General features: G+C 60.9%; 10 protein-coding genes. 5 read left to right on the forward strand and 5 right to left on the reverse strand.

The features are described from left to right. Positions 1 to 76: 76 nt before the first annotated feature. Positions 77 to 2,017 (forward strand): methyl-accepting chemotaxis protein, encoded by a 1,941-nt coding sequence (locus PspS35_RS15525; RefSeq protein ID WP_159935629.1) that lies wholly within the window; start codon positions 77 to 79, stop codon positions 2,015 to 2,017. Between the two features lie 803 nt (positions 2,018 to 2,820). Here PspS35_RS15525 and PspS35_RS15530 read toward each other — a convergent pair. Both PspS35_RS15530 and PspS35_RS15535 read right to left on the reverse strand, forming a co-directional pair. Continuing rightward, entirely contained in the window at positions 2,821 to 3,603 is a 783-nt protein-coding gene (locus tag PspS35_RS15530) for a nucleotidyltransferase domain-containing protein (RefSeq protein ID WP_238785874.1), read from the reverse strand. Next, entirely contained in the window at positions 3,600 to 4,625 is a 1,026-nt protein-coding gene (locus tag PspS35_RS15535; RefSeq protein ID WP_159935630.1) for a UV damage endonuclease UvsE, read from the reverse strand. The genes PspS35_RS15530 and PspS35_RS15535 overlap by 4 nt, the downstream gene beginning before the upstream one ends. A 188-nt stretch (positions 4,626 to 4,813) precedes the next feature. Between PspS35_RS15535 and PspS35_RS15540 the strand changes: the two genes are divergently transcribed. Then, positions 4,814 to 5,227, forward strand: coding sequence for a DUF2231 domain-containing protein (locus PspS35_RS15540; protein WP_159935631.1), 414 nt, complete (start codon positions 4,814 to 4,816; stop codon positions 5,225 to 5,227). Continuing rightward, positions 5,224 to 6,516, forward strand: a complete 1,293-nt coding sequence (locus PspS35_RS15545) for a sorbosone dehydrogenase family protein (protein WP_159935632.1) — start codon at positions 5,224 to 5,226, stop codon at positions 6,514 to 6,516. The genes PspS35_RS15540 and PspS35_RS15545 overlap by 4 nt, the downstream gene beginning before the upstream one ends. A gap of 33 nt (positions 6,517 to 6,549) precedes the next feature. Here the strand turns inward: PspS35_RS15545 and PspS35_RS15550 are convergent, their stop codons facing one another. After that, positions 6,550 to 7,458 (reverse strand): LysR substrate-binding domain-containing protein, encoded by a 909-nt coding sequence (locus PspS35_RS15550; protein WP_159935633.1) that lies wholly within the window; start codon positions 7,456 to 7,458, stop codon positions 6,550 to 6,552. Positions 7,459 to 7,550: 92 nt separating this feature from the next. Between PspS35_RS15550 and PspS35_RS15555 the strand changes: the two genes are divergently transcribed. Continuing rightward, complete coding sequence (locus PspS35_RS15555) at positions 7,551 to 8,507, forward strand: DMT family transporter (RefSeq protein ID WP_159935634.1); 957 nt, start codon at positions 7,551 to 7,553, stop codon at positions 8,505 to 8,507. Positions 8,508 to 8,519: 12 nt separating this feature from the next. Here PspS35_RS15555 and PspS35_RS15560 read toward each other — a convergent pair whose 3' ends face one another. Further along, positions 8,520 to 9,923, reverse strand: a complete 1,404-nt coding sequence (locus PspS35_RS15560; protein WP_159935635.1) for an MFS transporter — start codon at positions 9,921 to 9,923, stop codon at positions 8,520 to 8,522. A 143-nt stretch (positions 9,924 to 10,066) separates the two neighbouring features. Next, entirely contained in the window at positions 10,067 to 10,591 is a 525-nt protein-coding gene (locus PspS35_RS15565) for a GNAT family N-acetyltransferase (protein ID WP_159935636.1), read from the reverse strand. A 1,403-nt stretch (positions 10,592 to 11,994) separates the two neighbouring features. On the opposite strand from PspS35_RS15565, the gene proP reads away from it, so the two are divergent. Next, on the forward strand, positions 11,995 to 13,497 hold the full coding sequence (gene proP / locus PspS35_RS15570) for a glycine betaine/L-proline transporter ProP (protein ID WP_159935637.1): 1,503 nt from the start codon (positions 11,995 to 11,997) through the stop codon (positions 13,495 to 13,497). Positions 13,498 to 13,516: the final 19 nt, after the last annotated feature.

Genomic DNA, 13,516 nt, shown 5'->3' on the forward strand with positions numbered 1-13,516 from the left:
GCAGTGATAGCAAATCGCCGCACTGCTGTTGCAGGACGCAGCGGTTTGACCACCCTCTGCGCTGATGGTCGTCTCGATGAAAATAAAAAATAAGCTGGTACTGGCATTTGTCTCCGTCGCGTTTATTCCGGTCAGCTTGGTGGCCGTGATCTCTGTCATGAACACGCGGACCCAGGCGGTCGACCAGTTCATTGATGGCAGCACCCGGGAAATCCGCCAGATCGATGGCAATATCCGCCAGTTCTTCGACGGAACGCTGCAAAACGTCGATCAAATGGCGACCGATCCTGTATACACGTCCATCCACACCCTGAAAAATTACCAGCCCGCCGACGCTGCCAGCCAACCGCTGCCAGCGGCGGCGCAAGAGGTCATCGACCGCTTCGCACGGTTTGGCGCCACCCACCCGGCAGCGGCGATCCTGTCGATCGGCCTGGAAGACGGCACCTACGTCAAATGGCCCGATGACCCGCAGTTGGCCAAGTACGACCCCCGCACGCGCCCCTGGTACAAAGCGGCGATGGCCAGCCCCGGCAAAACCGTTCGCACCCCGGCGTACTACTACGACAAAGATGACGTGGCCCTGGTCGGCACCGCACGGGCGTTGCTGGACAACGCCGGCAAAGCCAACGGCGTGTTCGTGGTCAGTGTGTCGCTGAAGAACCTCACCGAGCTGGTCAAGAGCATCAAGCTCGGCGAAAGCGGCTACGTGATGCTGATCGAAGATGGCGTGGTGCTGGTGGACCCGCGTGACGCTGGCCACAGCTTCAAGCCGCTCAAAGACCTCGGCGCCGCCTATGCGCACCTTGCGCAAACGCCTCAAGGCTCCACCGAAGTGGAACTCAACGGCGTGCGCTACATGGCCAACGTATGGACCTCCCCCGGCCTGGGCTGGCGCTATATCGGGCTGATCGAACACAACGAGGTGATGGCCGAAGCCACACGCATGACCTACCTGACCGCCGCCATCGTCGGCGTGCTGGTGTTGGTGTTCGGGTTGCTCGCGGCGGCGTTTTCCAAAGTGATCGTCAAGCCCATCGGCCAGGTCAGCAGCGGCTTGCAATCGATCGCCGAAGGCGAAGGCGACCTGCGCCACGCATTGCAGGTACAAGGCAAGGATGAAACCGCCGAACTGGCCGGCTGGTTCAACAAGTTTCTCGCAGCCATTCGCCAACTGATCCAGCATATCGGCGCCGCCTCGACCAATCTGCAGAACGCCTCCAAGGTCAACAGCGAGGTGGCGCACAACATGAACGAGGCTGCCGGGCGTCAGCGTGAGGCGGTGGAACTGGTGTCGACCGCATTCAACGAGATGGTCGCGACCGCCAACGAAGTTGCGCGTTCATGCAGCGGTGCGGCGGAGTCCGCCGAGAACGGCCATCGTCGCGTCGCCGAGGGCAAGCAGCAGATTGAAGTGACCACCGATAACGTCAACCGCCTGGGACGGCGCCTCACTGAGTCGTCCGAGGCGATGGTGGAGTTGGAGGCCGGCAGCCGAAGCATCAACCAGATCATCGGCACCATCCGCGCGATTGCCGAACAGACCAACCTGCTCGCGCTCAACGCCGCCATCGAAGCCGCCCGCGCCGGTGATCAAGGCCGTGGCTTTGCCGTGGTCGCCGATGAGGTGCGCGCCCTGGCCAAGCGCACCTCCGACTCCACCGGCGAGATCGAGCAATTGCTCGGCACCCTCGGCAGCAAAACCGAAGAAGTCACGCAAAAAATGGGCAGTTGCCTGGACCTGTCACGAGCCAGTGTGTCGTCCATCGAAAGTGCGCGGGACAGCTTTGAAGGCATCCAGTTGTCGGTGAATGAAATCCGCGACCAAAACCTGCAAATCTCCGCCGCCGCCGAGGAACAACACAGCGTGGCCGAAGAGATCAACCGGCATATCCAACAGATCTACGACGAAGCGCGCCTGGTGGAAAGCCTGGCCAACTCGGCGCAGGACGACTCGGGGCGTTTGTCGGATTTGTCGAATGAGCTGAATGGGTTGGTGGGGCGCTTCAAGTCCTGACTTTCGGCAAGCGCAACGGTAGGCGCTGGCTTGCCTGCGATGGCTATGGGTATCTACACATCTTTGGTGAACACATAACCTGAGAAAACGAGGCCCTTGTGGTGAGCGGGCTTGTCCCGCGCTGGGCTGCGAAGCAGCCCCAATAAGGCCCGCCGCGATTCTCCAGTAAAACCGCGTTGGCAGGTTTTGGGGCCGCTTCGCAGCCCAGCGCGGGGCAAGCCCGCTCACTACAACGTTATGTGTCAGCTTTTAGGCGTTGTGTAGGTGGATGCAGACTCCGGCAACAACACAGATCTACTGTCGGCGCAGGCTTGCCTGCGATGGCTATGGGTATCTACACATCTTTGGTGAACACATAACCTGAGAAACCGAGGCCCTTGTGGTGAGCGGGCTTGCCCCGCGCTGGGCTGCGAAGCAGCCCCAATAAGGCCCCCCGCGATTCTCCAGTAAACCGCGTTGGCAGGTTTTGGGGCCGCTTCGCAGCCCAGCGCGGGGCAAGCCCGCTCACTACAACGTTATGTGTCAGCTTTCAGGCGTTGTGTAGGTGGATGCAGACTCCGGCAACAACACAGATCTACTGTCGGCGCTGGCTTGCCTGCGATGGCCTTGGGTATCTACACATCTTTGGTGAACACATAACCTGAGAAAACGAGGCCCTTGTGGTGAGCGGGCTCGTCCCGCGCTGGGCTGCGAAGCAGCCCCAATAAGGCCCGCCGCGATTCTCCAGTAAAACCGCGTCGGCAGGTTTTGGGGCCGCTTCGCAGCCCAGCGCGGGACAAGCCCGCTCACTACAACGTTATGTGTCAACCTTTAGGAGCTTGCGCGGCCATCCACTCCATGAACCCCTGCAACCGGGTGGTGAAGTTGTCGACTTGCGCCTGCGGATTTCGCGCTTCAAACAGAAAGAATGCCACCTGCGTGATCATCGTCGGATAACGCCGCACGAACAGCGCAACATGCTCCTCCAGTGTCTGCGGCCACGTCGTTGCGTCTTCCGAGCGCAACACATGCGTGGCCCGCACTATTTTGCGCGACGCTTCACGCTGCAAGCGCAACCGGTCTTGCTCGGCATCGGTTTGTGCGATGCGGGTGAGGTAGCCCGCCAACACCTGTTCAACGTCAGCATTCAGCGCAACGGCGATATCGCGAGAAGGACGAAACCGCTCGAAATGCAGCGACAGGTCATTACCCCACAGGCAGCGGCAATGGTGCTTGAGCCAGAAGCCCCAGCGGTGCAGGTTTTCAGGCGCTAAGACGTTCCCACGACTGCCAATATCGAAGTCGACCTTGATGACCTCCGAGTGCCGCTGCTCCAGCGCCCGGCGGATCTCTTCCAGGCGCGCCAATCGCGGCGCAGTGGGCGGTTCGCGCAGGACCAGCGTGAGGTCAAGGTCGCTGATACCGGGCGTGGCGTCTGCCCTTGCGACACTGCCGTACAGATAAACCCCGTCCAGCCCCAAATCCTCCTGGGACAGCGAAGCACGGACATCCTCAAGCAACGGCTGAAACTCAGGCTGAATGGGGTCTTGGGAGATGCTGAGGATATAACCGTCCGGGTCCATCCCCGAGCTATTGGGTACGCTCATGACTTTTTCTTCCAGTGTTCATAAAACGCCAACGCCGCCACGTTCTTGTCCTTGGCTTCGAGCATGATGTCAAAGCGCTCCAGAAACTGCAGCGCGTAGTCGTTGGTCCAGCGGTTCCACATCTGCGCGCTGTGGGCATACAGGTCACGCTTGGAGACCACCTGCAGCAGTGCGTCCATTTCCAGCTTGTGCTCGGCGTCAAAACCCAGTTCCTGCAGGCTCTCTTGGGGCTGGGAGTAGTGCATGGTCGGGCGCACGCCGCGCCAACTGTCGATCACGCGGGAGACGCGTTCGCTGCCGGGGTCGATGTACTCGTTTTCGTTGATCCAGCAGTGGTGAATGTCGAGCACCACCGGTGCCAGGTCGGCGACTTGCAGGCAGTGGTCGAGGCCGTAGGTCTTTTCGTCGTTCTCGAAGGTGATGCAGTTGCGCGCCACCTCGGACAGGCGCGACCACACCGCACGGGTGCCTTCTACGCCCAGGCGCCCGGCGATGTGCACGTTGCACTTGAGGTCCTGGAAGCGCTGGCCGTAGCCCATCATGCGGATCATGTCGGCGTGGTATTCGAATTCGGCGAGGCTGTTTTCTACCACCCCGGGGTTTTCCGAGCCGAGCACACAGTATTGGCCAGGGTGGAACGACAGCCGAATATCCGACGCCCTCGCCAACTCGCCAATGGCGGCGAAACCTTCAATCAACTGGCGCTCAATGGCGGGGTCTTTGTAGACGCTAGCCACCTTCGGATGGCTGTAGAACGGCAACAGGTCGCTGCTCAGGCGCAGCATGCGCAAGGTTGGCGGCAGTTCGGCCACATACGCCAGCAGATGCAATTGGGCCGCCAGGTTATGGGTGACCACTTCGACCAGCTTGTCGCGGGCGGCTTGCGGCGTGACCCCGTCCATCCAGCGCAACGTGGTAGTGCGTGGGTTGAACGGGCCTTCGATCAGCTTGAGGGCACTGGCCGACAAGAGGCGTTCGGGATGCTTGTATTGGCATGCGAAGCCAATGCGAGGGTGTGTCATGGAGGCGCCTGGCGAAAGGAAAGGACTGGATGATACGGCGTTAGCCGTGGGCTCAGGCAGCGGGTTCATAATATTTAGACACCAATCACCCTGAACTTTCTGACAAGCGCCGCGCTCACTTCCTATGCGCTGCCCCGACCTGGGGCGTTGGATCGCTACGTTGAACAAAACAAGGAGCCGCCATCACCATGTCTACCCTCTCCACCTATCGCCCCACGCCAGGTCCGCTGCATGCGACCTTGCTCGCCGGCACCGTGCCGCTGTTTCTCGGCGCCTTGCTCAGTGACATCGCCTACACCCAGACCTACCAGATCCAGTGGGCCAACTTCGCCTCCTGGTTGATTGCCGGTGCGCTGGTATTCGCAGGTTTTGCGTTTTTGTTTGCGCTGGTCAACCTGCTACGGGCCGAGCGAAAGGCCGGGCAGCCCGCGCGCTATGTCCTGCTGCTGTTGGCCGCCTGGGTCCTGGGCTTGGTCAACGCGTTCCAACACGCCAAGGATGCTTACGCCGCCATGCCGACCGGCCTGGTGTTGTCGGCGATCGTGCTGCTGCTGACACTGGCAGCCACCTGGACCGGCCTGCGTTCGGGAGGTGTGAAATGAAAACATCCAGCACATTGACCCTGTTGAGTGCCGCCCTGCTGTTAAGCGCCTGCGGTGGCGAAGGCGATAAAACCCAAGCCCGTGGCCCCGATCCCAAATTGCCTGAGCAACAAAGCAGCCTGCTGCCGAGCATGAAAATCGCCGAGCCTGCACCGTGGGGCGAGCAGAAACCCAAAGTGCCCGAGGGCTACAGCGTCACGGCCATCGCCACCGACCTGGCCATCCCGCGCCAGACCCTGGTGCTGCCCAACGGTGACATCCTTGTCGCCGAAGGCCGTGGCGGCAGTGCGGCCAAGCTCAAGCCCAAGGATGTGATCGCCAGCCTGATCAAGGCCGAGGGCAACACCAAGGTCAAGGGTGGCAACCGCCTGACCCTGCTGCGCGATGCCGACGGTGACGGCACCTACGAGCTGAAAACCGTGTTCGCCGACAACCTCAACGCGCCCTACGGCCTGGCGTTTGCCGACGGCAAACTCTACGTGGCCAACCAGGATGCGCTGGTGCGTTTCGACTACACCGACGGCCAGACCAAGGCCACAGGCGCGCCGACCAAAGTCACCGACCTGCCGGCGCAGATCAACCACCACTGGACCAAGTCCCTGGCGGTGAGTGCCGACGGGCGTCAGCTCTATGTGGGCATCGGCTCCAACAGCAACGTCACCGAGCGCGGCATGGAAGTGGAAGTCGACCGCGCCATGGTCTGGCAGATCGACGCCGCCACCGGCGCACACAAGCCTTACGCCACCGGGCTGCGCAACCCGACCGCGCTGACCATCCAACCCGAATCCGGCCAACTGTGGACGGTGGTCAACGAACGCGACGAACTCGGCCCCGACCTGGTGCCGGATTACCTGACCTCGGTGCGTGAAGGCGCCTTCTATGGCTGGCCCTACAGCTATTGGGGCCAGAACGTCGACCCACGTGCACAGCCGCAGAACCCCGCCAAAGTCGCTGCCGCGATCAAGCCCGATTACAGCCTGGGCTCCCATGTGGCGGCACTCGGTGTGGACTTTTCCATCCCCGCAATGGGTGAAAAATTTGCCGACGGCGTGTTCGTCGGCGAGCACGGCAGTTGGAACCGTGACAACCCGGTGGGCTACAAGGTGATCTTCGTGCCGTTCAGCAACGGTAAACCGGCAGGCGAGCCAATTGACTTTGCCACCGGTTTCCGTGGCGACGACGGCAAGACCCGCGGCCGCCCGGTGGGTGTGACGGTGGACCCCAAAGGTGCGCTGATCATTGCCGATGATTTGGCCAATACCGTGTGGCGAGTGACGCGTAACCAATAGCGGCACATTGAGTGTGCGACAGCTGACCACCAGTCAGCTGTCGCCCTTTAATTGCTCTTGCAGCCAGCCCAACAACGCCGCGATCTCTGGGCGGTCGCCCGCGCCTTGATGACGATAAATCGAAATCGCCTCGGGCAAATGCACGCTCTCCACACAGGGCCTGACCAGCGCCCCACTCTCAATCAGCCTGCTCGCCGTCCGTTGCCAGCCCATGGCAACTCCATGCCCTTGCACTGCTGCCTGCAACATCAACGGATAGCTATCGAACGTGGCACTGCGCGCATCGGCGGCCACTGCCTGCCCGAACACCTGCAACCAACTGTCCCACTCCATCAAGTGCGGAGGCTGGGAGCTGTGGTGCAAAAAAGTGGCCGACTGTAATTCGGTGAGCGGCAGCGGTTGTCGCGCAGTGAAGTAGGCTGGGCTGCACACCGGGAACACTTCGTCAGCGGCGGTGAACATCAAGGGATGTGCGCCACTGGGGCGCCGCGAACTTTGCAGGGCGACGTCGAAGTGCGTGTTGAACTCCGTCAGCGGCCGGGTCGAGGTCACGACCTGAATGTCGAAATGCGGGTATTGCTGGTGGAAGCTCGACAGGCGCGGCATCAACCAATAAAACGCCTCGCACAGCTGGCAGAGCAGCACCACCCGGTCGCTGTGTGGCGCGGCGCGCAGGAGGGCGGCGCTGTCACCGATGCTGTGCAATGCGTCGCTGACCACCCGCGCCAGGTCGCGCCCTTCTTGCGTAAGGGACACCGCGCGGTTGCGCCGATAAAACAGCTTCACCCCAAGGTTGTCTTCCAGCCCGCGAATCTGCCGGCTGACAGCCGCCTGGGTGATGTGCAATTCATCCGCCGCCCTGGAGAAACTGCACAGGCGCGCCGCTGCCTCAAAAGGCAACAAGCTGGCAAGGGGCGGCAGGTTTTTACCAAGTGTATTCATAATCTGAGCTTATGCATTCAGGGCCGAGAACTCGTTTGTAGCACAGCCTCGCGGCTGGGCACCATGAATCCCTCGCCTGATGGATAACCCTGATGACCCTACCGCGAAGCTCGATATGTGTTGGCGTAACCCTGGCGGTCGTCGCGACCCTGGGATGGGCGCTGAACTTCATCACGCCTTACGTCAGTGGCGAATACACCCTCTACGACTTGATGGTGGTGCGGTTTTTGATCGCGGGCGCACTGGGTGTATTGGGCGTGATTGTGTGCCGGGCGCAACTGCGTTTGCTTAGGCCTGGCCAGCTCTGCCTCGCCGCAGCCCTCGGCGCCTTGGGCTGCCTGGGTTATGGCGCGTGCATCGCTGCGGGGGTGATGTTCGGCGGCCCGGTGCTGACGCCGGCGTTGGTGGGGATGGTGCCTGTGTTGCTGGCCCTGCTCGGCAACGCCAGGGACAAAACCGTGCAGTGGCGCCGGCTGGCGGCGCCGTTGACGTGTCTGACTGTGGGGCTGTTGCTGGCCAATCTGAGCAGCCTGCATCAACCTTCATTGAGCCTTGCTTCCTGGGGTTTCGGGCTGCTGTTTTCGTTGAGCGCGGTTGGCTTGTGGATGGGCTTCAGCGTGATCAATCAAAAGCAATTGATGCACCTTCCCGCGTCGACCATCGGCCTGTGGAGCGCGTTGATGCTGCTCGGTGCCGGCACCGCCACACTGGGCTTGCTGCCGCTGATACAGGGCTTTGGCCTGCTCAAGCTTGCGACATTGGGCTTTGGCCTCTCCCGCGCCGGGCCGCTATATGCCTGGAGCCTGATCATCGCGCTGATGTCGACCGTGGTCGGCGCCTGGGCCTGGAACGCCGCGACACAGCGCCTGCCCATGGTACTGAGCGGCCAATTGATAGCCCTTGAGTCACTCTTCGCCACCCTGCTCGGCCTGGGGTTTCACGGGCGCTGGCCAACACCCTTGGAAACCGCAGGCCTGGCCGCTGTGCTGACCGGTGTGGTGTTGGCGGTGCGGATCATCCTGACCCGGGCAGAACCCGCCAGCACCTGAGGCGCCAGCGCATTACAGATCGGTGATTTCCTTGTGGCGCGGCACCAGGGTCTTCATCACGCTCCACGCCACCAAGTAGGCCAGGGCACAGATGGCAAACATGATCATGTAGCCGGTGTGGATGTCGTTGATCGACTTGTAGTAGTCGAACACCCAGCCGCCGATCTTGGTCATCACCACGCCGCCGATCCCACCGGCCATGCCGCCAATGCCGACCACCGAGGCCACGGTTTTCTGCGGGAACATGTCCGACACGGTGGTAAAGATGTTGCACGACCACGCCTGGTGCGCAGAGGCGCCCACGCCGATCAGCAACACCGGGACCCAGAAGCTGATATAGCCCAGAGGCTGTGCCAACAACACCACCAGCGGGAACAACGCGATCACCAGCATGGCTTTCATGCGGCCATCGTACGGCGCATCACCACGCGCCATGAAGTAGCTGGGGAACCAGCCGCCGCCGATACTGCCGACCATGGTCATGCTGTACAGCACCGCCAGCGGCATCACGATATCGGCGCCTTTCATGCCGTATTGCGCCGACAGATAAGTGGGCAGCCAAAACAGGAAGAACCACCACACCCCGTCGGTCATGAACTTGCCGAAGGCAAAGGCCCAGGTCTGGCGATAGGTCAGCAACTTGAACCACGAGACTTTCTTCTCAGGCGCGCCAGCCGGGGCTTTGGCGAGCAATTGCACACTCTGGTCACTGCGGATATACGCCAGTTCTTCAGCGGACAGACGCTTTTGCTGCTCGGGTTTTTCATATACCGCAGCCCACACCGCCACCCACAGGAAGCCGAGCATGCCGATCACCATGAACGCGGCTTCCCAGCCCCACATACCAGCAATCAGCGGCACGCAGATCGGCGCCAGGATTGCGCCGACGTTGGCGCCGGAATTGAAAATACCGGTAGCGAAGGAGCGCTCTTTCTTGGGGAAATACTCGGCCGTGGCCTTGATCGCAATCGGGAAGTTACCCGCTTCGCCAATCGCCAGGACGGCACGGGAGAGCATGAAACCGGCAATCGACACCGGAATCACCGCCAGCCCAATTGCACTGCTGACAGCGGCGATACCCTCGCCCATCTGCACCGAGAACGCATGCATGATGGCGCCGGTGGACCAGATCGCAATCGCGACCACGTAAGCGGCCTTAGTGCCGATCTTGTCGACAAACCGCCCGGCGAACAGCATGGAGATCGCATACACGAACTGGAACACCGCCGCGATGTTGGCGTAATCGGTATTGCTCCAGCCAAATTGCGTGGACAGCTGCGGCGCCAGCAGGCTGAGCACCTGGCGGTCGAGGTAGTTGACAGTGGTGGCGAAGAACAGCATCGCGCAGATGGTCCAACGGTAATTGCCGACCGCCTGGCCAACACGATGGGCACTGATGGGCTCGTTCAGATTCATGGCATCACTTTTTATTTTTGTTAGGTAGGACATATGTAACGTCATATGTCGTCGTACAACTGCGACTTTTATATCGAGACGCCTGAGCGGTGTCAATCTCAAACATTGCCGCTTGTCTAGGTACTATGTGGTTACGAGAAGTTTCAGAGGACTGCAGTTGTAGGACGACAAATACGAAACACCAGGCTTGGCGCCTGGCCGGGCACATCGTCGAGCACACCGATGTGCTGCAGGCCCGCCTTTTCCAACACATGGATCGAGGCCGCGTGATCGGGCCGAACCAACCCGAACACTTCGGGCAAGCTCAGGGTTTCAAACGCCAGCACCAGGGCATCACGGGCAAGCTCGGTAGCATAACCCTGCCCCCACGCCTCCACGGCCAAACGGTAACCGAGGTTGATGCGTCGCTCGGTGAGGTAGTTGAGGGGTGCGATACCACCGAAACCGATGAGGCGCTCAGGGTTTTCACGCAGGGCAATCGCCCACCAGCCATAACCGTCGCGGGCCCATTGTGCGAGCCAGTGATCGAGCAGACGTTGTGCATCGGCCAGGCTGGCCAGGGGGCCGCCGGGGTTGAACAGGTTGGTCTGGGGATCGCCGAAGATTGCGAATAATCTCTGCAGATCGCTGGGTGAGGGTCGACGGTAAATCAAACGTGCATTAGGCATTGGGTTAACTCCTGTCAGTGGCGAGCACATTCTTTTGCGGTGAGCGGGCCGGCCTCGCGCGGGGCAAGCCCGCTCACCACAGGGGGATGAAATTCGACTTTGCTACAGGTGGGAACGCGGTTAACCGAACGTGCCTTGAGCATCAAGTTAACCCCACTGTCACTGGCCAGCACATTCTTTTGTAGTGAGCGGGCTTGCCCCGCGCTGGGCTGCGCAGCGGCCCCATCAACGCCACCCCGTTTGTCCAGACACACCAAGTAGCCTGGTTTTGGGTCTGCTGCGCAGCCCAGCGCGGGGCAAGCCCGCTCACCACAGGGGGATGAAATTCGACTTGGCTACAGGTGGGAACCTGGTAAACCGGACGTGCCTTGAGCATCCAGTTAACCCCCCTGTCACTGGCCAGCACATTCTTTTGTGGTGAGCGGGCTTGCCCCGCGCTGGGCTGCGCAGCGGCCCCATCAATGCCACCCCGTTTGTCCAGACACACCAAGTTGCCTGGTTTTGGGGCTGCTGCGCAGCCCAGCGCGGGGCAAGCCCGCTCACCACAGGGGGATGAAATTCGACTTGGCTACAGGTGGGAACCTGGTAAACCGAACGTGCCTTGAGCATCAAGTTAACCCCCCTGTCACTGGCCAGCACATTCTTTTGTGGTGAGCGGGCTTGCCCCGCGCTGGGCTGCGAAGCGGCCCCATCAACGCCACCCCGTTTATCCAGACACACCAATTTGCCTGGTTTTGGGTCTGCTGCGCAGCCCAGCGCGGGGCAAGCCCGCTCACCACAGGGGGATGAAATTCGACTTTGCTACAGGTGGGAACCCGGTAAAGCAGACGTGCCTTGAGCATCAAGTTAACCCCCCCTGTCACTGGCCAGCACATTCTTTTGTGGTGAGCGGGCTTACCCCGCGCTGGGCTGCGCAGCGGCCCCATCAATGCCACCCCATTTGTCCAGACACACCAAGTAGCCTGGTTTTGGGTCTGCTGCGCAGCCCAGCGCGGGGCAAGCCCGCTTACCACAGGGGGATGAAATTCGACTTTGCTACAGGTGGGAACCCGGTTAACCGGACGTGCCTTGAACATCAAGTTAACCCCCCTGTCACTGGCCAGCACATTCTTTTGTGGTGAGCGGGCTTGCCCCGCGCTGGGCTGCGCAGCGGCCCCATCAATGCCACCCCGTTTGTCCAGACACACCAAGTTGCCTGGTTTTGGGTCTGCTGCGCAGCCCAGCGCGGGGCAAGCCCGCTCACCACAGGGGGATGAAATTCGACTTGCCGTAGGTGGTTTTGCAATCAGTGGAGAAAAAATACAGCTGCGGGTGAATTATTTCGTGTCCGCTTGTATCTGAACTGACAGAGCGGTGCTGTCGTAGTGCTAGCACCTCCCCTGTTCAGTTTTAGAGTGGTTCGCATGAAATTACGTAAAAAGAGCGTCAAGCCCATCGGTTTAAAGGACATCACCATCGTCGACGATGCCAAGGTGCGCAAGGCGATCACCGCCGCCGCCCTGGGTAACGCCATGGAGTGGTTCGACTTTGGCGTCTACGGTTTTGTCGCTTATGTGCTCGGTAAGGTGTTCTTCCCGGACGCCTCACCCAGCGTACAAATGATCGCCGCACTGGGTACGTTCTCCGTGCCTTTCCTGATTCGTCCGCTGGGTGGCCTGTTCTTCGGCGCGCTGGGCGATAAATACGGGCGACAGAAAGTCCTCGCCGCGACCATCGTGATCATGTCGCTCAGCACCTTCGCCATCGGCCTGATTCCGGGCTACGCCTCCATCGGCATCTGGGCACCGATCCTGTTGCTGCTGTGCAAAATGGCCCAGGGTTTCTCGGTGGGCGGTGAATACACCGGCGCCTCGATCTTCGTCGCCGAATACGCGCCGGACCGTAAGCGCGGTTTCCTCGGCAGCTGGCTGGACTTCGGCTCGATTGCCGGTTTTGTGCTCGGTGCCGGTGTGGTGGTGTTGATCTCCAGCGTGCTCGGCGAGGCCGAATTTGAAGCCTGGGGCTGGCGCCTGCCGTTCTTCCTTGCCCTGCCCCTGGGCATCATCGGCCTGTACCTGCGCCACGCGCTGGAGGAAACCCCGGCGTTCCAGCAGCACATGGACAAACTCGAACAAGGCGACCGCGAAGGCCTGACCCACGGCCCCAAAGTCTCGTTCAAGGAAGTCGCAACCAAGCACTGGCGCAGCCTGTTGACCTGCATCGGCATCGTCGCGGCCACCAACGTGACGTACTACATGCTGCTCACCTACATGCCAAGCTACCTGTCCCACAACCTGCACTACAAAGAAAACAGCGGCGTGCTGATCATCATCGCGATCATGGTCGGCATGCTGTTCGTGCAACCGTTCATTGGTTTTGTCAGCGACAAGATCGGTCGCAAGCCGTTCATCATCGCCGGCAGCGTTGGCCTGCTGTTTCTGTCGATCCCGGCATTCATGCTGATCACCAGCGGCAAGATCGGCCTGATCTTCGCCGGCCTGTTGATCTTGGCGGTGATCCTCAACTTCTTTATCGGTGTGATGGCATCGACGCTGCCGGCGATGTTCCCTACTCACCTGCGCTACAGCGCGCTGGCCAGTGCATTCAACGTCTCGGTACTGATCGCTGGCGTCACCCCAACCGCCGTGGCGTGGCTGGTGGAAAGCACCAATGACCTATTCATGCCCGCCTATTACCTGATGGTGTTTGCCGTGGTCGGCCTGATCACTGGCCTGACCATGAAGGAAACCGCCAACAAACCCCTGCGCGGCGCGGCACCGGCCGCGTCGGATATGGAAGAGGCCAAGGAATTGCTGCAAGAGCACCACGACAATATCGAGCAGAAGATCGAAGACATCGACGCCGAAATTGCCGAATTGGAAGCCAAACGCCAGAATCTGGTCCAGCAGCATCCGCGAATCAATTAAGACTTGACCGTGCGTGGCG

Source organism: Pseudomonas sp. S35, from assembly GCF_009866765.1.
GTDB lineage: Bacteria > Pseudomonadota > Gammaproteobacteria > Pseudomonadales > Pseudomonadaceae > Aquipseudomonas.

Excerpts from the sequence above, each read along its gene's own strand:
- PspS35_RS15525 (WP_159935629.1), top strand. The coding sequence starts at position 77 with ATGAAAATAAAAAATAAGCTGGTACTGGCATTTGTCTCCGTCGCGTTT.
- PspS35_RS15530 (WP_238785874.1), bottom strand. The coding sequence starts at position 3,603 with ATGAGCGTACCCAATAGCTCGGGGATGGACCCGGACGGTTATATCCTC.
- PspS35_RS15535 (WP_159935630.1), bottom strand. The coding sequence starts at position 4,625 with ATGACACACCCTCGCATTGGCTTCGCATGCCAATACAAGCATCCCGAA.
- PspS35_RS15540 (WP_159935631.1), top strand. The coding sequence starts at position 4,814 with ATGTCTACCCTCTCCACCTATCGCCCCACGCCAGGTCCGCTGCATGCG.
- PspS35_RS15545 (WP_159935632.1), top strand. The coding sequence starts at position 5,224 with ATGAAAACATCCAGCACATTGACCCTGTTGAGTGCCGCCCTGCTGTTA.
- PspS35_RS15550 (WP_159935633.1), bottom strand. The coding sequence starts at position 7,458 with ATGAATACACTTGGTAAAAACCTGCCGCCCCTTGCCAGCTTGTTGCCT.
- PspS35_RS15555 (WP_159935634.1), top strand. The coding sequence starts at position 7,551 with ATGACCCTACCGCGAAGCTCGATATGTGTTGGCGTAACCCTGGCGGTC.
- PspS35_RS15560 (WP_159935635.1), bottom strand. The coding sequence starts at position 9,923 with ATGAATCTGAACGAGCCCATCAGTGCCCATCGTGTTGGCCAGGCGGTC.
- PspS35_RS15565 (WP_159935636.1), bottom strand. The coding sequence starts at position 10,591 with ATGCCTAATGCACGTTTGATTTACCGTCGACCCTCACCCAGCGATCTG.
- proP (WP_159935637.1), top strand. The coding sequence starts at position 11,995 with ATGAAATTACGTAAAAAGAGCGTCAAGCCCATCGGTTTAAAGGACATC.